We start from the raw sequence: 23,284 nt of genomic DNA on the forward strand, positions 1-23,284 counted from the left end.
TAGGTCGCGAAAGATACAGCAACTCATTCCTATTTGATATCTATTCCCATTAGCACTGACGTCCCAACAGTCGACTCCCGCTCAATCTCGCGGAAAAAAGCCTGGGCACGAGCATCCTGGGTATACGCCACGTTCAGGCGCAACCAGTCACTGCCCTCCCCGTTCGGCAGGAACGTCGACCCCTGGGACAACTGCACTTGCAATTGCTCGGCGATCCTTTGCACGCGCGCCGCCGGCACATGCCGAGGCCGCGCCCAGATGAACAGGCCACCCGAGGGCTCGGCAAACACTTCCCAAAGGGCCGGCTCAAGCTGGCGCAACGTGCTTGCCATCTGCTTGTTCAAACGCAGGCGCAAGCGCTGGATCAACTTGCGATAAGCGCCGTTGGCCAACAGCGTCGCCACGACGTTTTCCGCCAGCAATGAACAGCCGATGCCGGTCACCATCTTGATTTCAGCCAGGCGGTTGATGATTTCCGGCTGGGCCACTACGTAGCCGACGCGCAATGAACTGGACAACGTCTTGGAAAAACTCGCCAGGTAGATCACCCGGTCCAGGGCATCGAGGGAAGCCAGGCGTGAGGTCGGACCGTTCTGGAAGTCGGCGTAGATGTCGTCCTCGATAATGCGGAAGTCATGCAGCGTCGCCAGTTGCAGCAGGCGATAAGCAACGCTCGGCGCCAGGCTGGTGCCGGTGGGGTTCTGGTACATGCTGTTGACGAAGAAGTACTTCGGCTCATGCGCGCCGAGCAAGCGCTCCAGGCTCGCGACGTCCGGGCCCTGCGCGGTCCTCGGAACTGCCAGAGTCTTGACCCCGTGCAGCTTCAGCAGGTTGAACAGGTTGTAGTAACCGGGGCTTTCCACCAGTACCAGGTCGCCGGGTTTGAGCAACGTGCGCACCAGCAGGTCGAGGCCATGACTGGCGCCCTGGGTCGTGATGATTTGCGCCTGATCGACGTGAATATCGATCAGGCCCAGGCGCTTCTGGATCTGCAGGCGCAGAGGAGCGGAACCCAGCGGGGTGCTGTAGTTGAACAACGCGTGACTGTCGCAGCGCACCACTTGGCGGATCGCCTGGCCCAGATCGCTGTCGTCGCGCCAGGCGTCCGGCAGCCAGCCGCACCCCAGCTTGAGTTGGGTCGATGGATTATCGAACAGTTTCCAGGCAACAGCCTCCTCGGCTTCCGGGGCCAACGCTTCGGGGCGGCGTTGCGCCACGAAAAACCCTGACCCATGCCGGGATTCCAGTACACCGCTGGCGACCAGTTGGTCGTAGGCCTTGATCACGCTCGACAGGCTCAAGCCATTTTCCGTCGCCAGTTGGCGGATCGAAGGCATGCGGGCGCCAGGGCGAATGCCGTGGGCATTGATCCAGTCGCTGACGCTGGCGACGAGTTGCCGGACCAGGGACCCCGTAGCGTTGCGATTGATGTTCAGGTCCATGACACGGGCTCTCTCCAAGTGTTCTTGAATTTCGCGCAAACAGTTAAACATAAAAGGCGTCCGTCTGTTCCTTGTTTGCCTGCGGGACGGCCGCGATAGTTCGCCGAGACTCCGCACCCTCAAGGAACGCTCTTGAACGCATCGCAACGACACTCATGGGGCCTGGCATTCGGACTGTGCCTGATCACCCTGGCGGTCAATCTCCAGGCGCCGCTGTACACCACCTATGCGCAGCTTTCCGGCTACGGAGCCGGTGCCACGGCGGTGGCGTTCTCCGGTTATGTGCTGGGGGTGTTGCCGGTGCTGGTGGCCTTCGGCGGCTTGGCCGACCGGGTGGGCCGAAAACCGTTGATTATCGCGGCGCTTGCCCTGTCGATGCTGGCGACGCTGGTCACCGTGCTCTGGCCCAACCTGATCGCCCTGGGTGTGGCGCGCCTGATGATGGGCGTCGGGACCGGGCTGGCCTCGGCGACCGCGACCGCCTACATGACGGAACTGCTGGCAACCGCCGACAGCCGTTCACCGGCCAACCGGGTCACGGCGAGCACCTCCCTGGGTTTTGGCCTGGGCGCGGCGCTGACCAGCCTGTTTCTTTTCGCCTGTCCCAGCGTTACCCCTGGCAGTTTCTGGCTGCAGTTGGTGCTGGCTGGCCTGGCGCTGATCGTGGTCTGGCGGCTGCCCGACCCCGCGGTGCGAATCGAGCAGGCGCCGCTGCTGCGCCTGCCGCTGTTTCCCGCCGGGAGCCTGCCCTACAGCTTTTCCATGCTGCTGGCCTGGGCCACTTCCGGGCTGGTGATCGCGATCCTGCCGTCGGTGCTCGCCAGCCACGATTTGCAGCGTTGGTCGGGATTGTCGACGTTTACTGTCATCAGCTGCGGCCTGCTCTTCCAGCCCTGGGTGCGACGCATGCATCCGGCCAGAGCTACCGGCTTGGGCTTGTTGGTCTTGCCGTTGAGCTATGCATTGCTCGCCTGGGGCGCGAGCATCGGCTCCCTGGCCGCGGTGCTGTTCGGGGCCCTGGGCGCCAGCAGTGCGTGCTATGGATTTTTGTATCTCGGCGGGTTGTCGGCAGTGACCGCCATGGCCGGTGCGCAGAAAGCCCGGGTCAGCGCCGGTTTTTTCCTGTTCGCCTACGTCGGGTTCAGCATCCCGGTGGTGGTGACCGGGTTGCTGGCCGATCGTTTCGGCGCTGACATGGCGCTGCTGGTGTTCGGCCTGGCACTGCTGGCGGGCGCAGCGGTCACCGCTTTGCTGATCGTTCGCAGCGAAGCTTTCATCGCCCAGCCATCCTATGGCTGACCTCGCCACACCAGCGCTCGACATCGCCGCAGGCAAAGTCGTATACCATATCCCCAACTCAGCCCGAACGACTCGCCGCCGTGACATTATCCAAGTTCAACCTGCCCGACCTGGGCAATACCCCTTCCACCTCGGAAATCATCACCCGTCACCTGCGCGATGCCATTGTGGCCGGGCACTTTGCCGAAGACGAGCCGATCCGCCAGGACGACATCGCCCGGCAGTTCAATGTCAGTAAGATCCCCGTGCGCGAGGCGCTCAAGCGCCTGGAGGCCGAAGGCCTGGTGATGTTCCAGCGCAACCGCGGGGCGATGGTCACGCGGATTTCCGAAGCGGAACTGGCGCAGATGTTCGAGGTGCGGATGCTGCTCGAGGACAAGGTCCTGCGCCTGGCCATTCCCAACATGACCGAAGCGACCTTTACCCGCGCCGACAGCATCTGTCGCGAGTTCATCGGCGAAGATGACGTCGGCCGCTGGGCCGAGCTCAACTGGCAACTGCACGCCTGCCTCTACGAACCGGCGCAACGGCCGTTCATGGTCGGGCTGATCCGCTCGGTCCACGACAAGCTGGAACGTTATCTGCGCATGCAGATGAGCCTGTCGGCGGGCAAGGAGCGCGCCGACCACGAGCACCGGGAAATACTCGACGCCTGCCGGGCCGGTGATGTCGAACGCGCGGTGAAGCTGCTGGACGAACACATCGCCGGAGTCTGCCAGACACTGTTCGAATTCCTGCCGTCGAGCCGATGATGCCTTCGCACTGTGCCGATTTCGTCACGAGCGACAGATAAAACCCTCAAGCCGCCAACCCTCGGCGCGGGCCACGCTTGCGTTCACTCACCTGAACGGACGTGGCGCCATGAAACGCATCACTGTGATCGACTCCCACACCGGCGGCGAACCGACCCGATTGGTCACCGCCGGTTTCCCTGACCTGGGCCAGGGCAGCATGGCCGAGCGCAGGCAGCGCCTGGCCGAACAGCATGATGCCTGGCGCACCGCGTGCGTGCTGGAACCCAGGGGCAGCGATGTGCTGGTGGGCGCCCTGCTGTGTGAACCGGTGGACCCGACGGCCTGTGCCGGAGTGATCTTTTTCAACAACAGCGGTTACCTGGGCATGTGCGGCCACGGCACCATCGGCCTGGTGGCGTCATTGGCGCACCTGGGCCGGATCGGCCCCGGCGTGCATAACATCGAGACGCCGGTGGGCACGGTGCAGGCCACTCTGCACGAGGATCGTTCTGTCAGCGTGCGCAACGTGCCGGCCTACCGTTATCGCCAGGCGTTGCGCCTGGAAGTGCCCGGCATCGGTCCGGTGGTGGGCGACGTGGCCTGGGGCGGCAATTGGTTTTTCCTGATCGCCGACCACGGCCAGCGGGTGGCGGGCGACAATCTCGATGCCTTGACCGCCTACACGTTCGCGGTCCAGCAGGCTCTGGAACAGCAGGGCTTTCGGGGCGAGGACGGCGGGCTGATCGATCACATCGAACTGTTCGCCGATGATCCCGATGCCGACAGTCGCAACTTCGTGCTCTGCCCCGGCAAGGCCTATGACCGCTCCCCTTGCGGCACCGGCACTAGCGCCAAACTGGCGTGCCTGGCCGCCGACGGCAAGTTGCAACCGGGACAGATCTGGCGTCAGGCCAGTGTCATCGGCAGTGAATTCGAAGGCTCGTACGAGCGTTCAGGCGAGCGCATCGTCCCGACCATCCGCGGCCGCGCCTACATCAGCGCCGAAACTACGTTGACCATCGATCCGGACGACCCGTTCGCCTGGGGCATTCGTCCGTGAGCGAGGGTCCTGTCGCCGATGTCATCGTCATTGGCGCCGGCATCATCGGCGCGGCCTGCGCCCGGACCTTGGCCCTGCGTGGCTTGCGGGTGCTGGTGCTGGACGCCGGCTGGCACGGCGCCACGGCGGCGGGCATGGGGCATCTGCTGGTGCTCGACGACAACCCGGCGGAGCTGGCCCTGAGCCAATATTCCCTGCGGCGATGGCGCGAGTTGGCCCCCGCCTTGCCTGAGGGCTGCGCCTGGCGCAATAACGGCACACTGTGGCTGGCCGCCAACGCCGAAGAAATGGCCGTGGCCCACGACAAGTACCTGAATCTGATGGCCCACGGCGAAGCCTGCGAACTGCTTGGCCGGGCCGCTTTGCAGCAGCGCGAACCGGAACTGCGGACGGGACTGGAAGGCGGGCTGCTGATCAAGGGCGACGGCATTCTCTATGCGCCCGCCGCCGCCCGCTGGATGCTCGATCACGACAACATTCGCCAGCAACGTGCCGAGGTCAGCGAAGTGGACGGCCTCCGCGTACGACTCAGTGACGGTCATTGGCTGAGTGCCGAAGCGGTGGTGCTCGCCAACGGCATCCAGGCCACCGACTTGTGTCCGGAGCTGCCGATCGAACCCAAGAAAGGCCACCTGTTGATCACCGATCGCTACCCCGCCACTGTCACCCACACCCTGGTCGAACTGGGTTATGTCACCAGCGCCCACAACGCCAGCGGGCCATCGGTGGCCTGTAACATCCAGCCGCGCCCGACCGGACAACTGTTCATTGGCGCCTCTCGGCAATTTGGCAACATCGATCCGCAGGTCGAGGGCTGGATGCTGGCGAAAATGCTCAAGCGCGCCGTCGACTACATGCCTGGCCTGGCGCATCTCAACGGCATCCGCGCCTGGACCGGTTTTCGCGCGGCGAGCCCCGACGGCCTGCCGCTGGTGGGCCAGCATCCGCAACGCAAGGGCCTGTGGCTGGCGGTGGGTCACGAAGGACTCGGCGTCACCACCGCGCCGGCGACGGCCGACCTGCTGGTCGCGCAACTGTTCAACGAAACCGCGCCGCTGGCCCCACAACCTTATCTGCCGCAACGTTTCCTGGGAGAACCTGCCCATGCCTGAAGCCCTGAACCTCTCTCCCGTGGCGAGGGAGCTTGCTCCTGCTGGACTGCGCAGCGGTCCCAACACGTTGCTAGCAGGTTACCCAGGCACACCGCGTGTACTGGTTTTGCGGCGGCTGCGCCACCGAGCGGGAGCAAGCTCCCTCGCCACGGTGGGTTGCTCCAGGCTCTATCTGGCTGAAGGGTAAGAGACCATGCCTGAACTCTTCATTGATGGACGTAAATTCTCGATCGCTGAAGGCACCACCGTCGCCGCGGCTTTGGCCCTGGGCTCCGACGGCTGCAGCCGAACCTCGGTGACCGGCCAGCGACGCGCGCCCCTGTGCGGCATGGGCATCTGCCAGGAGTGCCGGGTGCTGATCGACAGCCGCCGGCGCCTGGCCTGCCAGACGCTGTGCCGTGATGGCATGCAAGTGGACACCCGGGCATGAATGAATCCACTGACATTCTGATCATCGGTGCAGGCCCTGCCGGAATGGCGGCGGCGCTGGCGGCGTCCAGCAGCGGCGCGCGCATTGTGCTGCTCGACGACAACCCGGTCCCCGGCGGACAGATCTGGCGCGACGGCTCCCAGGCCAACCTGCCCAAGCAGGCACGGCGCTTGCGGGAACGGGTGCGCGCTTGCACCAATGTGTCCTGGCGCATGGGCGCCCGAGTGATCGCCAGCGCCGCCGATAAAACCCTGCTGGTAGAAGACGCCGAGCAGGGTTGGCTGATCGCCTATGACCGCTTGATCCTGTGCACCGGAGCCCGTGAACTGCTGCTGCCCTTCCCTGGCTGGACGCTGCCCGGTGTCACCGGCGCCGGCGGCTTGCAGGCGTTGATCAAGGGCGGCCTGCCGGTGCGTGGCGAACGTTTGGTGATCGCCGGCAGCGGGCCGCTGTTACTTGCGAGTGCGGCCACGGCGAAACATCACGGGGCGCAACTGCTGCGAATCGCCGAGCAAGCCAACCGCGCCGCCGTGGCGGGTTTCGCCGCGAGTCTGCCGCGCTGGCCGGGCAAATTGTTGCAGGCGCTCAGCCTGTTCGATTCTCACTACCGCACCGACGCCTACGTGCTGGAGGCCTTGGGAACGGACAAGCTCGAAGGTGTGCGTCTGCTGCAACACGGCAAAACCGTTGAACTGGCCTGCGACCGGTTGGCCTGTGGCTTCGGCCTTATTCCCAATACCCAGCTGGGCCAGGCTTTAGGCTGCGGCCTTGATGGACAAGCGCTTGCGGTCGATGCCTGGCAAGCCACCACTCGCGTTGATCATTACGCCGCAGGTGAATGCACCGGTTTCGGCGGTAGCGAACTGGCCCTGGTGGAGGGCGCCATCGCTGGCCACGCCGCCGTCGGCGATACCCTCGCCGCCGAGCGTCTGTGGCCTGGTCGTGCACGCTGGCAAGGTTTTGCCCGGGCCTTGAGCACTGCCTTTGCCCTTGATGCCCATTTGAAGAACCTGCCCCAACGCGACACCTTGGTCTGCCGTTGTGAAGACGTGGCCTATGGTGAGCTGAGCGATTTTGAGAACTGGCGTGAGGCGAAACTGGCGAGTCGTTGCGGCATGGGGGCGTGTCAGGGCCGGGTCTGTGGTGCGGCGCTGGAGCATCTGCTTGGCTGGACGCCGCCTGCTCCTCGCCCGCCTTTCAGTCCGGCGCGGATAGAAACGTTGCTGAGGTTGGAAGATATCCCGTTCAATTGAGAACGGCCCTGTGCTTGAAAAAAAAGAATTCCACGCCCGTGCCAAGGTCTGTAGAGCATCAACGGCAAGAGGAAGAAATGCGTGGATTATCTGGGATGGGTCCAATGGCCCGCGATGGCGGTAACGGTATTGGCCGCGTGGCTGATCGGCTCACGCCAACCCCGCCGGCGGGTCGCTGGGTTCAGTTGTTTTATCGTCAGTAACATTCTCTGGGTCGTGTGGGGTCTGCACACCGATGCCTATGCGCTGATCGTCCTGCAGTTCTGCCTGTGTGCGATGAACCTGCGCGGCTTCAAGAAAAATACCCAGTAGCTGCGCAAGTCGCTTCGGTGGCCAGGGAGGGGAGCTTGCTCCCGCTGGGTTGCGCAGCGACCCCAAGACGGTTTATTTCATCGTCTGCCCAATCACCTGCACCAGATCAATCTGCTTGAACGGCTTGGTCAGCCGTGGCAACTGCGTGGCGAAGCCTTCCAGGCGCTCGGCGTAGCCAGTCGCCAGGATGATCGGCAGCGTCGGCTGACGGTCGCGCAGCAGTTTCGCCAACTGCGCACCGTCCATCTGGGGCATGGCCATGTCGGTGATCACCAGGTCGATATCCGGGTTGCGCTCATACAACTCCAGCGCCTGGGGGCCCGACAGCGCGCAAAGCACCCGGTGGCCCAGGTCTTCGATCAGCAACCGCGTGCTGGTCATCACCAGGCTGTCATCGTCGACTACCAATACCAGCAGCGCGTGGACAGGTGGCGTAGCTGTCTCTACTGCGGGCGGCTTGTCCGTGGTCGACTCATCAGCCACCGGCAACCACAGCTCGGCGGTGGTACCTACGCCTTTTTCGCTCTTGAGGATCAGCCGTCCGCCCAGTTGCTCGGCCAGACCATGCACCATGGACAGTCCCAGGCCGGTGCCCTTGCCCACGCCCTTGGTAGTGAAAAAAGGATCCACGGCCGAGGCCAGCGTCATTTCGTCCATGCCATCACCTTCGTCGGTGAGCGAAAGGCAAATGTATCGCTCGTTGCCCAACGGCCTTCCTGGACCACCGGCCTGGCTACCCAGCCGCTCCTGCGCCTCGATCAATATCCTGCCGCCCTGGGGCATGGCATCCCGGGCATTGGTCGCCAGGTTGAGGATCGCCAGTTCGAGCTGGTTGACGTCGGCCAGCACCGGCGACAACGCCTCGGCAAATCGGGTCTGGATATGAATCGACGGGCCCATCGAACTTTGCAGCAGGCCGCTGATGCCTTGCACCAGCGTCGCCAGCTCCACTGGTTCGGAGCTGAGCTTCTGCCGACGGGCGAACGCCAGCATGCGCTGGGTCAGGGAAACACCGCGAAGCGCCCCCTGCACGGCGTTGTCCAGCAGTTGGGTGAGTTTTGGTTCGCTGGGCATGCGCTTTCGCATGATTTCCAGGTTGCCGAGGATCACTGTCAGCAGATTGTTGAAATCGTGGGCGATGCCGCCGGTAAGCTGGCCGATCGCTTGCAGTTTCTGCGCTTGAAACAGTGCCTCGCGAGCCTGCTCCAAGGCCTGTTGCGCCTGCGTGGCATCGGTAATGTCGCGGGTGATCTTGGCAAAGCCCAGGAGTGTGCCGGTATCGCTGCGAATCGCATCGATAACCACATGAGCCATGAAGCGCGTGCCATCCCTGCGCACGCGCCAACCCTTCTTTTCAAAACGGCCGACGCTGGCGGCGATGCTCAGGGCCCGCTGCGGCTCCCCGGCCTCCCGGTCTTCGGGGGTGTAGAACATCGAGAAGTGCTGGCCGATCGCTTGGGCCGGCAGGTAGCCCTTGATCCGCTGCGCACCCTGGTTCCAGTTGGTCACCTGCCCGTCCGGATCAAGCATGTAGATGGCGTAGTCGGTGACGCTTTGCACCAGCAGGCGAAACTGTTGCTCGCTCTGCTTGAGGGTTTCCTCGGCCATCTTGCGATCGGTCAGGTCCCGGGTGATCTTGGCGAAACCGAGCAGTTCGCCGCTCTGGCTGTCGATGATCGGGTCGATGACCACATGGGACCAGAACAGCGTGCCGTCCTTGCGCACCCGCCAGCCTTCGCCTTCGAAACGCCCCTCGCGCACGGCCGTATCGAGGGCCGATTGCGGCAGCCCGGCGGCACGGTCCTGATCGGTGTAGAACCGGGAAAAGTGCTGGCCGAGGATCTCGGATTCCTCGTAGCCCTTGAAGCGTCGAGCGCCAGAGTTCCAGCTGGTGATGATGCCGGACGGGTCGGTCATGTAAATGGCGTAGTCGACCACGGCATCGATAAGCAGCCGGAAGCGCTGCTCTTCGTTGATGCGGGTAGTCTTTGGGTTGTTCTCAAGCATGTTGGCCGAGGGATCAGGGGATTTGTGCGGAGTATGGAACAACTGCAGCCCGAGTAAAAACCTGATTTATGTGGGGCTATAGAATACTTGTGGGAGCGAGCTTGCTCGCGATCTCGGTGGATCAGTCTATGAAGATGCAACCTGTTCCGACGCCATCGCGAGCAAGCTCGCTCCCACATTGGATTGGGGTTGCTCCTGCCTGACGGTCCACCACTGCGGCAATAATCGCTGCACCTTGGCCTCGCCAAAGCGGTCGTCGATCAGCATCACCACTCCGCGATCCTGCTGGGTGCGGATGACCCGGCCAGCGGCCTGCACGACTTTTTGCAGGCCGGGATACAGGTAGGTGTAGTCATAGCCGTCGCCAAAGATCGTCGCCATGCGCTGCTTGATCTGTTCATTGACCGGGTTGAACTGCGCCAGCCCGAGGGTGGCGATGAACGCTCCGATCAGCCGCGAGCCCGGCAGGTCGATGCCCTCGCCGAACGCGCCGCCCAACACCGCGAAGCCAATGCCCTGGCTGTGCTCCATGAAGCGTTCGAGGAACGCCTGCCGCGGCGCCTCGCCCATTCCGCGCGATTGCGTCCAGGTCGCAATGTGCGGATGTCGCTCGGCCAACAACCCGGCCACCTGTTGCAAGTAATCGAAGCTGCTGAAGAACGCCAGGTAGTTGCCGGGACGCTCGGAGAACTGGCGAGCCATCAGCGCGACGATCGGCTCAAGGGAGCCCTGGCGATGGGCGAAGCGGGTGGAGATCCGGCTGACCACCTGGACATCCAACTGTTCGGCCTGGAACGGCGATTCGACATCGATCCATACCGTGTCCGCGGGTGTCCCCAGCAAATCGGCGTAATAGCGCCGCGGGCTCAGGGTCGCGGAGAACAGTACGCTGCTGCGCGACGCCGTGAACCTGGGTCGCAGGAAACCGGCCGGCACCACGTTGCGCAGGCACAGCGTCGACAGGCTGCGCTGGCGGCCGGATTCGCGCTTGTGAATATCGAACAGGAAATGCTCATCGAATGCCTCCGCCACGCGAGCGAACTGCAACGCATCGAAATAAAACGCTTGCAGCTGACTGTCCAGCCCTTGGGGATGGTCATTGAGGTAATCGCCGATGGCGCTGGTGCACGTTCCCAGTGCCTGAAGCAGTTTCTCCGGTGGTTTTTCATGCGCCTGGTAGGCGGCAATTTGCGGCTCGTGCAAGGCGTTCCACTGACGGCTGACCTTGCGCAACGCTTTCTTCAAAGGCTCCGGCGCCGTTTTCAGCACCGTCGCCAGCGCAAGCTGGTCCAGGCTCGCGCTGTACATCAGGCGCCCTCGCTCCACCAGGTTGTGGGCTTCGTCCACCAGGGTCGCGACCGTCCAGCCATTGGCCTGGGCGAGGCCGAAGAGCAAGGCGCTGAAATCGAAGTAGTAGTTGTAGTCCGCCACCACCACGTCGGCCCAACGGGCCATTTCCTGGCTCAGGTAGTACGGACAGACTTCATGGCTCAAGGCGATATCGCGCAACGCCGCCTGGTCGAGCAGCGTGACCTGGCTCGCCGCTGCCCGGGCCAGCGGCAGGCGATCATAAAACCCCCGGGCCAGCGGGCATGATTCGCCGTGGCAGGCTTTGTCCGGATGCTCGCAGGCCTTGTCCCGCGCGATCATTTCCAATACCCGCAGCGGCATCGCCGGGGCGTTGTTGGTGATCAGCCGGGCCGCATCCAGGGCCAGCCTGCGTCCGGGGGTTTTTGCCGTGAGAAAGAACACCTTGTCCAGACGCTGCGGCGCCAAGGCCTTGAACATGGGGAACAAGGTGCCGACGGTCTTGCCGATGCCAGTGGGCGCCTGGGCCATCAGGCAGCGCCCGGTGCTGACCGCCTTGAACACCGATTCAGCCAGGTGACGTTGCCCCGGCCGAAAGCCGGCGTGGGGAAACGTCAGCGCCTGGGCGCCCAGGTTACGCGCCTGGCGATGGCGCATTTCCTGTTCGGCCCACGCCAGGAACCGAGCACACTGCTGCTCGAAGAACGCCTGGAGCTGCGAGGCTTCGCAGCTTTGGGTCAGGCAGGTCTCCTTTTCACTGACGATGTCGAAGTAGACCAAGGCAACGTCTATGCGCGGCAACTGCAACTTGTCGCACAGCAGCCAGCCATAGATTTTCGCCTGGGCCCAATGCAATTGGCGGTGGTTGTCCGGTTGCTTGCTCAGGTCGCCCCGATAGGTCTTCACTTCCTCCAGACGATTGCGGGCCGGGTCGTAGCCGTCGGCCCGCCCCTTGACCTTCAAGGTCTGGTAGACGCCTTCCAGGCCGACTTCGGCCTGATAGCCCTCCTGGCGCCGCGCTGCCACGGTACGGTGGCCGACGATACCTTCCAGGGCGGTGGGTGACGGCGTGAAACGCAGGTCGAGATCGCCGACCTTCGCGGTGAACTCGCATAACGCCCGCACGGCAATGCTGTAGCCCGGCATCTCGGTCACGCGCCCTGCTCCGCCCATTGCACATAACAGACGGCGACGGGCATCCGGTGTTCGTGGCAGAACTCCAGCCAGCGCAGTTGGTTATCCTGCAGGCGATCGCCGGGGCCTTTTACTTCGATCATGCGGTAGGTCTTGTGCTGCGGCCAGAACTGGATCAGGTCGGGCATGCCGGCGCGGTTGGCCTTGATGTCCAGCAGCAGACGGCCGAACCAGCGCTTGAGATGTTCGGCCGGCAGACAGTCAAGCGCCTGGTCCAGCAGGTCTTCGGACAGTGCGCCCCAGAACACGAACGGTGACTGCACGCCCCATTTTTCCGCGTAACGTTGACGGATGGTCTGCCGATAGCGCCCGTCGTCCAGCTCGGCAAAACAGGCCGCGAACAGTTCGGCGCGACGGTCATGGAAATCTTCGTTCAGCAGGTCCACCGGGCCGCGCTGGAACGGGTGGAAAAAAGCCCCCGGCAGCGGCGCGAAAATCGCCGGCCAGCACAACAGGCCGAACAGCGAATTGACCAGGCTGTTCTCGACGTAATGCACCGGGGCGGCTTCGTCATGCAGATGAGCCTGGACGTAATATTCCACCGACAACGTCGGGTCGACACGCGGCAGATGCAAGTCCAGTCGTTCGACCTCCCTGGCCACGGCGCGGGCCACCGGCGGGCCGCCGAGTTTGCGCCGCAGTCGGGGCACGATCCGGAGCAAGGCCTGGCGCTCGGCAGCGCTTTGTGGTGCCTGGGCCGCGGCTTCAGCCAGTTCGAGGGCCAGGGCATGTTCGCCGATGCGCTCCAGCACACGGATCATTCGCAGTCGCGCGCCGGGGTAGGTACAACCGCGATAAAGACTCAGGGCCTGGGCAAAATCACCGATGCGTTCGCAATGCTGGCCGAGCTGGAACAACAGCTTGCCCCGGCGCCGCTCAAGCCAGGGATTGTCCAGTTCCAGGGCATTGACCCGGGCGATGATCGGTTCGAGCGGTTCGCCGGCGTCGAAGCGTTGCTGGCATTCATGCAGGAAGACACAGGCATCGATGTCCTCGCGGCTGCGCAGCCCCCGGGACTCGGCGCTGAACTCAACGGCTTCATAGACAAAGATACCCAGGTCCGCCAGCACGAACTCCGACCAGTCCTGATAGAGATTGCCGAAGAACATCAACCGCAAACGGTCGCACAGCCCCATCACCGTGAGGCTGTACAGCCGCTCTTCGAGTTGCGGGCACCAGGCGCGAAACGGCTGCGGCTGGCCGTCCTGATCACTCAGGGTGTGCAGCCATTCGGATTTGCGTGCCTTGGGTTGCTCGATCAGATGCCCCAGGCACAGAAGTATTTCCGGCTTGAGCAGCATATCGAACAGTTCGACAAGGCTCAGGCACGCCTGCTCTTCGACCCAGCCCAGCGCCAACAACGGCGCCACGGCGTCGGCGATGTCGCCAATTTCCGCATAGCGCAGCTTGGTGTGACGAAAGTGCAGGCCCTTGCGCATCACCATCCGCACCAGCAAGCCTTGGGCCGGACGCGGCAAAGCGATGAAATCATCGATAAACCGCTGCTCTTCGATACTCAATACGTCTGCATAGCGTTGCGTCAACCAGGCGAGGACCCGCTGGAAGTTGTTCAGGTAATAAAAGGGGTCGTCAAGGGGATTGGCTGTCACGGAAAAAAGCGCCACGCATGCTGAAACACTGGTTATGCGTACAGATATCAGCTACTCGCGGCCCAGGCAACTGCAAAAGATGAGCGGTCGCCTATATTTAAAGGAGAAATCCTTCCCTGTGCGATGAACTTTCCTACAACAAGCGAGACCAATGGCGGTTAACTCAGTGATGGCCCGGTCGAATCAGCCGGGCTGCGTCCTTTCGAAAGAGGTTATGGATATGAACATCAGGTTTCTGGGCCTGCCCTTGGTCGTCACCGCGCTGCTGGCGCTGGCCGGCTGCGCCTCGCCGACCGTGGTGACCTTGCAGAACGGTACCCAGTATTTGACCGAGGACACGCCGAACACCCGCACCGCCGATGGCTTCTACGAATTCGAAGACATTTCTGGCCGCAAAGTCCGGGTCCGCGCCGATGAAGTGGCGACGATTCGCAAGGAAGACTGAACCGTTTCCTCCAGGCTTATTGCCCCCCAGGTTTTTTGCGCGCGTATTGATCCGCGCAAACCTCTCTCATGCAACCTCTTAACCAGCGATGCACCGGATCGGCATCCATACGCGGGTGCCAGAGCATCGCGATAGTGAACCCGGGCAGCGCAAACGGCAGCGCGAAACTGTGCATGCCGGTGCGCAAGCGGGTGGTGTAGCGCTCCGGCACGCTGGCGATGAGGTCGCTGGACCGGGCGAGCCCCAGCGCAGCGGAAAAGCCCGGGACGCTGGTGATGATTTCACGGGACAGACCCAATGCCCCCAATGCCTGATCCATCGGTCCATGATCGAGGTCGTGCAGGGACACGCCGATGTGCGCGCCCATCCCATAGTCGGCAGCGCTCACCTCGATCTGGCTCAGCGGATGCCCCGGGCGAACCACGCCGATGAGGCGGTCTCGAAACAACGCCTGCGTGCGCAACTCCGGACGGGTGCGCTCATCCACCACGGCGGTTTCCAGATCCACACTGCCCTCGCGCAGCGCGGTGCTGTCCTTATCGGCCTTGTCGACGAAACACAGCCGAACCCCTGGCGCCTGTTCGCTGACTCGGGCAATCAGCTCCAGCGCGAAATTCTCCACGAAGCCTTGGCGGGTACGCAGCGTGAAGGTTCGGATCACTCGACGCAGATCCGGCGCCTGCTCCGGGCGCAGCGCGGCCTGGGCGTCCTGGACCAGTTGACTGACCTGCTCGCGCAACGCCAGCGCGCGCGGAGTTGGCACCAGACCCCGCCCGGCCCGCACCAGCAACGGGTCGCCAGTGGCCTGGCGCAACCGCGCCAATGCCCGGCTCATGGCCGAAGGACTGAGGCGCAGCCGGCGCGCCGCACCAGCCACGCTGCCTTCGGACAGCAGCACATCCAGGGTGAGGAGCAAATTCAAATCGGGTGCGGACATTGACGGGACTCGATCACAGGTGGCGTTGTGTGCAGCTATAACATGCAACCGCTGCGTCTTCCGCCATGTTATGCCTCGGCGTACCGTTCTGACAGCTGCGCCGAAGGAGCCGCAGACAGAGAGGACACGATGAAACCCGTTACTGCAGATCACCTGTCAACAAATGCCGACAATCCACCGCAGCGCAAGGCACATGGAGCCCTGGCCAGCCTTGCACTGGCAACGCTGCTCGCATCCCTGGGCGCCAGCGTCGCCAGCGTCGGCTTGCCGGTGCTGGCCCAGGCATTCGATGCGTCCTTCCAACTGGTCCAGTGGGTGGTCCTCGCCTATCTGCTGGCGATCACCACGCTGATCGTCAGCCTCGGACGCTTGGGCGACCTGATCGGGCGCCGCAAGCTGCTGCTGGCGGGCATCGCGCTGTTCACGCTGGCTTCGGCCCTGTGTGGCCTGGCGCCGTCGTTGTGGCTGCTGATCGCTTCCAGGGCCCTGCAAGGCGTGGGCGCGGCCATCATGATGACGTTGACCCTGGCCCTCGTCGGCGAAACGGTCGACAAAGCCAGGACCGGCAGCGCCATGGGTCTGCTCGCCACGCTGTCAGCGGTCGGCACCGCCCTCGGGCCGTCCCTTGGCGGCATATTGATCAGCGGGTTCGGCTGGCAGGCGTTGTTTCTGATCAACGTTCCTCTCGGGTTACTGACGCTGTTGCTGGCCTGGCGCTTTTTGCCTGCCGGATACCCGGCGCAAAAGACCGGGCGCGTGGGTTTCGATGGCCTGGGCACGCTCCTGCTGGCTTTCACACTGGGCGCTTATGCCCTGGCCATGACACTCGGACGTGGGAGCTTTGGCGCACTGAATATCGGCCTGTTGCTGGCGGCGGTCCTGAGCGGCGGATGGTTCGTCCGGACGCAGAAACGACTCGCGTCGCCGCTGATCCCGCTGCCGATGTTTCGCGACCGCCTGCTCGTCTCGGGCCTGGCTACAAGCGCGCTGGTCGCCGCGATCATGATGGCGACCCTGCTGGTCGGCCCGTTCTATCTCGCCATCGCCCTCGGGTTGCCTCCGACAACGGTGGGCCTGGTGTTGGCGGCAGGGCCGTGTGTCGCCGCCCTCGCCGGCATGCCCGCCGGGCGGCTGACGGACCGTTTCGGCGTGCGCCTCATGCGTCTTGTCGGGCTGACGACCCTGATGTTCGGCTGTCTGCTGCTGTCGCTGGTTCCTCCCGCCTTGGGCATAGCCGGTTATGCCGCGGCCATTGTAGTCACGACACTTGGCTATGCGATGTTCCAGACGGCCAACAATACATCGGTCATGGCCGAGCTCCCCGCCCATCAGCGGGGGGCCATTGCCGGCTTGCTCAACTTGTCGCGCAACCTGGGATTCCTTACTGGCGCATCGGTGCTAGGTGCAGTCTTCGCCAGCGCTTTGCCGACGAACGGTATCGGCGCTACAACACCCGAAACTGCGGCCCACGGCTTGCACGTCACCTTCGCCATTGCCCTCGCAATGGCGGGCCTGGCACTGCTGATTGCGCTGAAATACCGCGATCCAGAGCCGTCGTCCCAACGGCAATAAACCTCATGCAACCGATGATGGCATTCTGAACATTCCCGATTAAGTCATGATCCAGATCAAAAAAACTGAACCAATCGCCAAACGGACTGAAAAAATCCACATCAGCTTCATTTTCCGGTGCTATTTTAATTCTCACTGGTAGGGCCATGATGGCTCTTCCTTCCTGACATGAGCAAACGGAAGCGCTTGATGAAGAAGGCGGGCTACAGATGAATAAAGGATCTTTCAGCAAGGTTACGTTCCCCAACGCCTGCCAATTGATGCGCTGGCATTTCCATCCCATGGGCTTCGAGGCCAGCATGGATGCGCCGGGCAGCATGGTGGCCCGGTTGTTCGACCGTGCCAGCGGCGAAACCATGATCGCGATTGCAGGCATCCCCTGCGCCACCGTGATGAACGCGCCTGATGTGGAGCGAATCATCGAAGCGGTGGAAGCCGAGCTTGAAGCCTTCGTACCGCCGGTTGGCTTGCGACGATTTGCTTCCTGAACAAAAAAGCCCACATTCACTGATGCGGTTCACTCAAGGCAATCGACAAACCCGTGGCGAGGGAGCTTGCTCCCGCTGGGCTGCAAAGCGGCCCCAAACCTGCCAATGCGGAGTATCAGGCACACCGCACCCGTAGGTTTACGACTGCTCCGCAGCCGAGCGGGAGCAAGCTCCCTCGCCACGGGCTTTTTTGTGATTATCGACTGTGACACGTATCAGCCGCGCGCACGGCGATGATCGACAAAGAATGGCTTGCCCGCCGCGACACGGTCCGAGGCTCTGGGCGCGTTGGCGGCTTGACTGTCCTGGCCGTCCACATACCAGTAGCAATGTTGCACCGCCCGCGTGATCCCCACGTAGGCCAGGCGCAAAATCTCATCTTTTTGCGCCGTGTCGTACGGTTCGGTGTCGCCGTCCTGGCCCAGCCCGGCCATCCGGTAGACCTGGTTCTTGTACGGCGAACTGGTCAGATGCTGGCAGTCACCCAGAAGGAATACCGCATCCGCCTCAAGGCCTTTCGCGCTGTGATAAGTCATTTGCCTGAAGCGTCTCATTGGCATCGGCAAGCTAGAATCAACATTAACTATTGGCTGAATATGCTTTTCTAACAATGACTTGTCGCTACTTCTTCGATACAGCATCAAGATCGAATCACCCTTCCGGTAATGCTCATCAAGCCGCCGCGCCAACCCTTCGTCATCCCGATCCAGCACATTGACCGGACTTGGCGTTCGTGGCACGCCGCTGGCCTTGGCTTTTTTGCCAGGCATGGCCGCCGCCGCGCGCACGACATGCTCGGCGGCGTCGATGATGTATTGATGGCTGCGGTAGTTTTCGGTGAGCATCACCCGCGTGCTGGCCGGGGACGGGAATTGCTTGTTGAAGGCCATGAAGAAACTCGGCGAACTGCCCCGCCAGCCATAGATCGATTGCCAGTCGTCACCCACGCACAACAGCGAAGAACGCTGGGCGGCGCGCCCCACGTGCAGGGCGGTACCGCGCCTGCGCACTTCGCGCAGGCTCGCTCGGAGCCAGGAGACGATCTGCGGCGAAACGTCCTGGAACTCGTCGATCATCAAGTGGGCCATCGGCCGCAACAGCGCGTCATCGAGCAGCTTGAAGTTTTCCTCTGAATGCTCGCTGAACAGCGCAAACATGCGGTTGTAGGTCATGACCGGCGGCGACTGGTCGAGCAGATGATCCTCGAAAGCGCGCCAGAAGCGGCTCAACGCTTCGAAGAAATACCGATCGGGATCGTCATGGGAGAAACTCATCTGGCCCACGGCATCAGGGACATCCAGGCCGAGATTCTCGATGAACCCTGCCGCCGCGACAAAACAGTCCAGCAAAGGGGCGGAGCCCAGCTCTCCCTTGACCTTGTAATCGAACCCCGGCCCGGCACTGGCATCCCCGGCCAACGAGGCCAATACGCGCCTGGATTCCTCATAACTGTCGAGCCATATCAATGGCTTACGACAGAAAGCTTGAAACAGGGTCCGCTTTACAGCCCATTCCGCGCGCAGGCTCAGCTTGGCGCCGGGCCGGCTGAGCTGAGAATCTTCACGTGGATCGAAACCCAGCATTACCCAGGCGTCCAGCGAAGGAACGTAACCGTGGCAATGAAACCTGGAACCATTGACTTCGAAGGCCTGGCGTTTCGGCTCGATCCCCTTGATTGGCCAGGCGCCCGCCTTGAACCAGAGATCCTCGATCGCGTCGCACAGTGCTTCGTCGCGCTGGGCCGCCAGTTCAGTCACGGCTATCCGCTTCTGCACATCCGGGTGATCGCGCTCCAGCGTCTTGAGCTGCAAGGCGTGCCGGGAAAGCGGCTTGATCAGCTCGCGGAAACGCTCGTCACGCTTGTAGAGGCTGTGATAACAGGTGTTGAGGTGCTGGCGCTGGACCTCGTTGATGCGCAAGTCGAATGGGCTGGCCAAGGCGCCATCGTCACTTGGCCCGGCGCGAAGGCTCAGCGCCTCGAAGGCCTGGAGCCGTTCGAATCCAGGCAGGCTGCGCACCATGGGCAGGATTCGTGAGTGGAACGTGCGCACCAGCTCGCGTGCCTGCGCCAGGCTGATCGTACGCCCCCAAAGCGCAAACATGTCGATGAGCTTCTGCATAAAGTCCTTGCGCGATTCGCGAGTAAACGTGACCACGGTCATCGAATCCAGCTCGAACCCCAAGTAATGACAGAGCAGCACGATGCGCAGTACCAGCGTTGTGGACTTGCCTGCGCCTGCCCCCGCGACGACCGACGTCGCCGGGGTGTCGCTGAAAATCATCTTCCACTGCGCGCTGCTGGGTTGCGCATGCGCCGGTAGCAGGCGCGCGACGTCGGCCTTGATGCGCTTCTTCAGTTCGGCGGTAAGCGGCAGGCGCCAGTCATCGAACAACAGATCGTCGACCTTGGGCCCCGGATGCTCGGTGCTGCGCCAATCCCTGATCAGCAGGACCTGACGCCCCTCTTCCAGGCCTTCGGCCTTGCCTTCCTTGAAACCATAATCAAAACCCGCGGTGTGCCCGCTACGAAAGCCATCGGCCTGGCCATGCAACCAGGACGCCCGATGCTGGGCGCGCAGGCGCGTCAGGCCATGACCAAAAAATCGCGCAGCCAGGCGCTTGAGCCAGGGCATCTGGGCCAGTGGCAGGAGTTCGGGAGGAAGATCGGGAGTGTGTTGCGACACGCTGAAGGACTCCGGTGTTCAGAACCATGAGGGCTATGGTGTCTGGATTTGCAGCCGGATTCCAGCCAAAAGCTTTGCTGTCAGCTATTTAGACGATGAAATGAAAGTGACATGGCAGGTTGGCATTGCGCTATTTCAGGGGACTAGGCCCTTCGCGAGCAGGCTCGCTCCCACAGTCAGATTACCTGTGGGAGCGAGCCTGCTCGCGAAAGGACTCGATCACTGCCCGGAAATCGCGCCATCCACGAGCGCCTGGGCCTCGACCACCAGCTGTTTCAGGTGCTCGTCGCCAATAAAGCTTTCGGCGTAGATCTTGTAGATGTCCTCGGTGCCGGACGGACGCGCGGCAAACCAGCCATTTTCGGTCATGACTTTCAGGCCCCCGATGGCCTGGTCGTTACCCGGGGCGTGGCTGAGGATGCTCTGGATCGTTTCGCCCGCCAGTTCAGTGGACTGGACCTGATCCGGCGACAGCTTGCTCAGCAGCGCTTTCTGCTGCGGGCTGGCCTTGGCATCGACACGTACCGAGAACGGCTCGCCCAGCTCGTCCGTCAGGGCGCGATAGGCCTGGCTTGGGTCGCGACCGGTGCGAGCCGTCATTTCGGCGGCCAACAAGGCCGGGATCAGCCCATCCTTGTCGGTGCTCCATACGCCGCCATCCTTGCGCAGGAACGAGGCTCCGGCGCTTTCTTCACCGCCAAAGCCAAGGGAACCATCGAACAGGCCGTCGGCGAACCACTTGAAGCCCACCGGCACCTCATAGAGGCGGCGGCCCAGGCGCTTGGCCACGCGGTCGATCAGGCCGCTGCTGACCACTGTCTTGCCGACCGCCGCATCGGCACGCCATTGCGGCCGATTCTGGAACAGATAATCGATGGAGACCGCCAGGTAATTGTTCGGCGCCAGCAAGCCGCCACTCGGCGTCACGATGCCGTGGCGGTCATGGTCCGGGTCGCAGGCGAAGGCCACGTCGAAGCGCTCCTTCAAACCGATCAACCCTTGCATGGCGTGGCTGGAGGACGGGTCCATGCGGATCTGCCCGTCCCAATCGACCGTCATGAAGCGGAAGGTGGAATCCACCTGGGTGTTGACCACTTCCAGGTCCAGTCGATAGTGCTCGGCGATGGCGGGCCAGTAGCGCACGCCAGCGCCGCCCAGCGGGTCTACGCCCAGGCGCAGCCCTGCACCACGGATCGCGTCGAAATCGATGACGTTGCCGAGGTCTGCCACGTAGGTATTGAGGTAATCGTGACGGTGAGTAGTTTCCGCCTTGAGTGCCTGTTCGTAGCTGATGCGCTTGACGCCGGCCAACTGGTTGGCCAACAGCTCGTTGGCCTTGGCTTCAATCCATTTGGTGATATGGGTATCGGCCGGACCGCCATTGGTGGGGTTGTATTTGTAGCCGCCACTTTGTGGCGGATTGTGCGACGGCGTAATGACGATGCCGTCAGCCAGCCCAGTGGTCCGGCCACGGTTGTAGCACAGGATGGCGTGGGAAATCGCTGGCGTCGGGGTGTACTCGTCACCCTCGGCGATCATCACGGTCACGCCATTGGCGGCCAGCACTTCCAACGCGCTGGCTCCCGCCGGAGTCGACAGTGCATGTGTGTCGATACCGACAAACAGCGGTCCGTCGATGCCCTGGGCTTCACGGTACAGGCAGATCGCCTGACTGATGGCCAGTACGTGCCATTCGTTGAACCCCAGATCGAACGAACTGCCACGATGCCCGGAAGTGCCGAACGCGACGCGCTGGGTCGCAATCGAGGCGTCGGGCCGGCCGGTGTAATACGCCGTCACCAGTCGCGGGATATCGATCAACAACTCTGCCGGCGCCGGCTTGCCCGCAAATGGACTGACTGTCATGCAAAACCTCGGAATGGAGTGGCTCGGAAAAATGAAGGCAGTTTACTGACAGTTCGACCATCACGCGACGGGTTCGATCCATCGCCCCGCGATCAGAATTGTTCGAGCCTCAAGGCCTCGGCCAGTGCGCAGAAGGCCGCTTCCCGGCCGCCCACGCCGTCGAGAGCATGAGCCAACCGAAAATGCTGGTCATATCGTCCTTGGGTGCTGAACAGCTCTCCCGGCGCGATGACGATTCGCCGGGCGAGCAGCCGTTGGAAAACCCGCCGCAGATCGACCTGGCGTGAAGAGCGTACCCAGATTGTTGCGCCGCCCTCGGGCTCCTCCCATTCCAGGCAGTTTCCGACTCGCTCGCGCAACAGTTGCGTCGCCGACGCGGCGCTTTCACGTAGGAGGCGTCGCAATACCAGTAGATGCTGGTCGATCCGGCCATTGTTGTATAAACGCGCAATCGCTTTCTGGCGAATCGGCGAAAGACGAAATGCGCGCAACAGGAAATGACGCTGCAACATCAGCGTCAGCTGACGCGACAGCACATAACCGTAGGGCGCCTCGGCCCCTATGGTTGTCTCGAAGGTGGAATACACGATCAGCCGGTCCGGGTCGAGCCACTCTCGAAAAGGCAACGCGCCGGGCTCGAATACCAACTCCGTATGGCTGTCGTTCTCCAGTACCCACGTGCCGTACTGTTCCAGCAGACGCGCCAGTGCTCGCCGGTCGGCTGCACTTTTCAACCTGCCCCTGGGCATGCTCAACACCGAAGACACCACCATCAGGCATACCGTTTCATTCGCCAGCAACCGCTCCAACTGTTCAATATCGATTTCCCCCTCGGCCAGCAAGGGCAGCTCGATGACGCGGATATCGGCCGCTTGCAACAAACGCAGGACGGTCCATTCGCAGGGCGACTCCACGAGCACCGTATTGCCCTTGAGTGCCAGCACTGCAATCAGGATTTCCAGAACGCCGCGCAAGTCAGCGCCGATATAGACGTCATCGGCACTCCAGCATCGCGACGGTGAAGAGGTGTAGCGTGCCGCCAGTGCGGTACGCAACTCCTGCTCTCCCCAGGGCTGCAGCGGATGTTGTGAAGCGCGCGGGTACTGGCGCAGGAGCTCGCGTTCAAGCAACAGAAGCGGACTGTCGAGCGGCTGCAACGAAGCCGGTTCATCACCGCTGAGCACCAGCATGCCTGGGCGACGCGCGTTGACGTACAGGGTCTCCAGCAAATCATCGCCATCGCCAAGAGTGGAAACGCTGACCATCGGCAATGCGTAGTATCCGGACTTGGCAATCGAATAGACCCGCCCTTCCTTTTCCAGCAGGGAATAAGCGTACTGGATGGTGGATATGGAGACATTGAGGCGCTCCGCCAGCTGCCGCAATGACGGCAGACGCACCCGAGCATCAGCGCCCAGCTCATTGATCAGGTTCGTCAGGTACCGATAAACCGCCTGGTAGGTGAAGTCTGTTTCACGGTGGCCCTTCATGAGACTGGGCCGCCGAACCGAACCTTCACCAACCGGGCCCG

General features: G+C 62.7%; 18 protein-coding genes. 10 read left to right on the forward strand and 8 right to left on the reverse strand.

Annotation, left to right across the window (positions count from 1 at the left end):
- Positions 1-29: 29 nt before the first annotated feature.
- A complete protein-coding gene (locus tag J3P91_RS15050) occupies positions 30-1,442 on the reverse strand; it encodes a PLP-dependent aminotransferase family protein (protein ID WP_434600894.1) in 1,413 nt (470 codons plus the stop codon).
- Between the two features lie 132 nt (positions 1,443-1,574).
- Between J3P91_RS15050 and J3P91_RS15055 the strand changes: the two genes are divergently transcribed.
- The 7 genes from J3P91_RS15055 (at position 1,575) to J3P91_RS15085 (ending at position 7,642) form a co-directional block, all read left to right on the forward strand.
- Complete coding sequence (locus J3P91_RS15055) at positions 1,575-2,741, forward strand: MFS transporter (RefSeq protein ID WP_434600895.1); 1,167 nt, start codon at positions 1,575-1,577, stop codon at positions 2,739-2,741.
- Between the two features lie 80 nt (positions 2,742-2,821).
- Positions 2,822-3,493, forward strand: a complete 672-nt coding sequence (locus J3P91_RS15060) for a GntR family transcriptional regulator (RefSeq protein ID WP_434600896.1) — start codon at positions 2,822-2,824, stop codon at positions 3,491-3,493.
- A gap of 109 nt (positions 3,494-3,602) precedes the next feature.
- A complete protein-coding gene (locus J3P91_RS15065; protein ID WP_434600897.1) occupies positions 3,603-4,535 on the forward strand; it encodes a 4-hydroxyproline epimerase in 933 nt (310 codons plus the stop codon).
- Positions 4,532-5,647 carry an NAD(P)/FAD-dependent oxidoreductase gene (locus tag J3P91_RS15070; protein ID WP_434573981.1) on the forward strand — a complete coding sequence of 372 codons (1,116 nt, stop codon included), beginning with the start codon at positions 4,532-4,534 and terminating at the stop codon, positions 5,645-5,647. The genes J3P91_RS15065 and J3P91_RS15070 overlap by 4 nt, the downstream gene beginning before the upstream one ends.
- A 193-nt stretch (positions 5,648-5,840) precedes the next feature.
- Positions 5,841-6,077: a 2Fe-2S iron-sulfur cluster-binding protein gene (locus J3P91_RS15075; RefSeq protein ID WP_434573980.1), complete on the forward strand. Its 237-nt coding sequence runs from the start codon at positions 5,841-5,843 to the stop codon at positions 6,075-6,077.
- The gene (locus J3P91_RS15080) at positions 6,074-7,330 is read left to right on the forward strand and encodes an FAD-dependent oxidoreductase (protein WP_434600898.1); all 1,257 of its coding nucleotides are present in this window, start codon (positions 6,074-6,076) and stop codon (positions 7,328-7,330) included. The genes J3P91_RS15075 and J3P91_RS15080 overlap by 4 nt, the downstream gene beginning before the upstream one ends.
- A gap of 81 nt (positions 7,331-7,411) precedes the next feature.
- On the forward strand, positions 7,412-7,642 hold the full coding sequence (locus tag J3P91_RS15085; RefSeq protein WP_305500811.1) for a hypothetical protein: 231 nt from the start codon (positions 7,412-7,414) through the stop codon (positions 7,640-7,642).
- Positions 7,643-7,714: 72 nt separating this feature from the next.
- Here the strand turns inward: J3P91_RS15085 and J3P91_RS15090 are convergent, their stop codons facing one another.
- The 3 genes from J3P91_RS15090 to J3P91_RS15100 form a co-directional block, all read right to left on the reverse strand.
- Positions 7,715-9,649: a PAS domain S-box protein gene (locus J3P91_RS15090; RefSeq protein WP_434600899.1), complete on the reverse strand. Its 1,935-nt coding sequence runs from the start codon at positions 9,647-9,649 to the stop codon at positions 7,715-7,717.
- 126 nt (positions 9,650-9,775) lie between these two features.
- On the reverse strand, positions 9,776-12,103 hold the full coding sequence (locus J3P91_RS15095; RefSeq protein WP_434605151.1) for an ATP-dependent DNA helicase: 2,328 nt from the start codon (positions 12,101-12,103) through the stop codon (positions 9,776-9,778).
- A 5-nt stretch (positions 12,104-12,108) separates the two neighbouring features.
- A complete protein-coding gene (locus tag J3P91_RS15100) occupies positions 12,109-13,761 on the reverse strand; it encodes a VRR-NUC domain-containing protein (RefSeq protein ID WP_434600900.1) in 1,653 nt (550 codons plus the stop codon).
- 220 nt (positions 13,762-13,981) lie between these two features.
- Between J3P91_RS15100 and J3P91_RS15105 the strand changes: the two genes are divergently transcribed.
- The gene (locus J3P91_RS15105) at positions 13,982-14,206 is read left to right on the forward strand and encodes a YgdI/YgdR family lipoprotein (RefSeq protein ID WP_434573973.1); all 225 of its coding nucleotides are present in this window, start codon (positions 13,982-13,984) and stop codon (positions 14,204-14,206) included.
- Between the two features lie 16 nt (positions 14,207-14,222).
- Here J3P91_RS15105 and J3P91_RS15110 read toward each other — a convergent pair whose 3' ends face one another.
- Positions 14,223-15,143: a LysR family transcriptional regulator gene (locus tag J3P91_RS15110; protein ID WP_434600901.1), complete on the reverse strand. Its 921-nt coding sequence runs from the start codon at positions 15,141-15,143 to the stop codon at positions 14,223-14,225.
- A gap of 129 nt (positions 15,144-15,272) precedes the next feature.
- Here J3P91_RS15110 and J3P91_RS15115 point away from each other — a divergent pair, with 129 nt between their 5' ends.
- Together J3P91_RS15115 and J3P91_RS15120 are read left to right on the forward strand one after the other, a co-directional pair.
- Positions 15,273-16,715 (forward strand): MFS transporter, encoded by a 1,443-nt coding sequence (locus J3P91_RS15115; protein WP_434600902.1) that lies wholly within the window; start codon positions 15,273-15,275, stop codon positions 16,713-16,715.
- A gap of 209 nt (positions 16,716-16,924) precedes the next feature.
- Positions 16,925-17,203 carry a DUF1652 domain-containing protein gene (locus tag J3P91_RS15120; RefSeq protein WP_003201764.1) on the forward strand — a complete coding sequence of 93 codons (279 nt, stop codon included), beginning with the start codon at positions 16,925-16,927 and terminating at the stop codon, positions 17,201-17,203.
- Between the two features lie 215 nt (positions 17,204-17,418).
- On the opposite strand, the gene J3P91_RS15125 is transcribed toward J3P91_RS15120, so the two are convergent.
- From J3P91_RS15125 to J3P91_RS15135, 3 genes are all read right to left on the reverse strand, one after another.
- Positions 17,419-19,887, reverse strand: coding sequence for a UvrD-helicase domain-containing protein (locus tag J3P91_RS15125; protein ID WP_434600903.1), 2,469 nt, complete (start codon positions 19,885-19,887; stop codon positions 17,419-17,421).
- 219 nt (positions 19,888-20,106) lie between these two features.
- Positions 20,107-21,753: a phosphoglucomutase (alpha-D-glucose-1,6-bisphosphate-dependent) gene (pgm, locus tag J3P91_RS15130; RefSeq protein ID WP_434573965.1), complete on the reverse strand. Its 1,647-nt coding sequence runs from the start codon at positions 21,751-21,753 to the stop codon at positions 20,107-20,109.
- Positions 21,754-21,845: 92 nt separating this feature from the next.
- Positions 21,846-23,243: an aminotransferase class I/II-fold pyridoxal phosphate-dependent enzyme gene (locus tag J3P91_RS15135; RefSeq protein ID WP_434600904.1), complete on the reverse strand. Its 1,398-nt coding sequence runs from the start codon at positions 23,241-23,243 to the stop codon at positions 21,846-21,848.
- Positions 23,244-23,284 lie beyond the last annotated feature (41 nt).

Source organism: Pseudomonas sp. Z4-7, assembly GCF_051131965.1.
Lineage (GTDB): Bacteria > Pseudomonadota > Gammaproteobacteria > Pseudomonadales > Pseudomonadaceae > Aquipseudomonas.

Excerpts from the sequence above, each read along its gene's own strand:
- J3P91_RS15090 (WP_434600899.1), bottom strand. The coding sequence starts at position 9,649 with ATGCTTGAGAACAACCCAAAGACTACCCGCATCAACGAAGAGCAGCGC.
- J3P91_RS15050 (WP_434600894.1), bottom strand. The coding sequence starts at position 1,442 with ATGGACCTGAACATCAATCGCAACGCTACGGGGTCCCTGGTCCGGCAA.
- J3P91_RS15075 (WP_434573980.1), top strand. The coding sequence starts at position 5,841 with ATGCCTGAACTCTTCATTGATGGACGTAAATTCTCGATCGCTGAAGGC.
- J3P91_RS15110 (WP_434600901.1), bottom strand. The coding sequence starts at position 15,143 with ATGTCCGCACCCGATTTGAATTTGCTCCTCACCCTGGATGTGCTGCTG.
- J3P91_RS15080 (WP_434600898.1), top strand. The coding sequence starts at position 6,074 with ATGAATGAATCCACTGACATTCTGATCATCGGTGCAGGCCCTGCCGGA.
- J3P91_RS15120 (WP_003201764.1), top strand. The coding sequence starts at position 16,925 with ATGAATAAAGGATCTTTCAGCAAGGTTACGTTCCCCAACGCCTGCCAA.
- J3P91_RS15135 (WP_434600904.1), bottom strand. The coding sequence starts at position 23,243 with ATGAAGGGCCACCGTGAAACAGACTTCACCTACCAGGCGGTTTATCGG.
- J3P91_RS15065 (WP_434600897.1), top strand. The coding sequence starts at position 3,603 with ATGAAACGCATCACTGTGATCGACTCCCACACCGGCGGCGAACCGACC.
- J3P91_RS15105 (WP_434573973.1), top strand. The coding sequence starts at position 13,982 with ATGAACATCAGGTTTCTGGGCCTGCCCTTGGTCGTCACCGCGCTGCTG.
- J3P91_RS15095 (WP_434605151.1), bottom strand. The coding sequence starts at position 12,103 with ATGCCGGGCTACAGCATTGCCGTGCGGGCGTTATGCGAGTTCACCGCG.
- J3P91_RS15115 (WP_434600902.1), top strand. The coding sequence starts at position 15,273 with ATGAAACCCGTTACTGCAGATCACCTGTCAACAAATGCCGACAATCCA.
- pgm (WP_434573965.1), bottom strand. The coding sequence starts at position 21,753 with ATGACAGTCAGTCCATTTGCGGGCAAGCCGGCGCCGGCAGAGTTGTTG.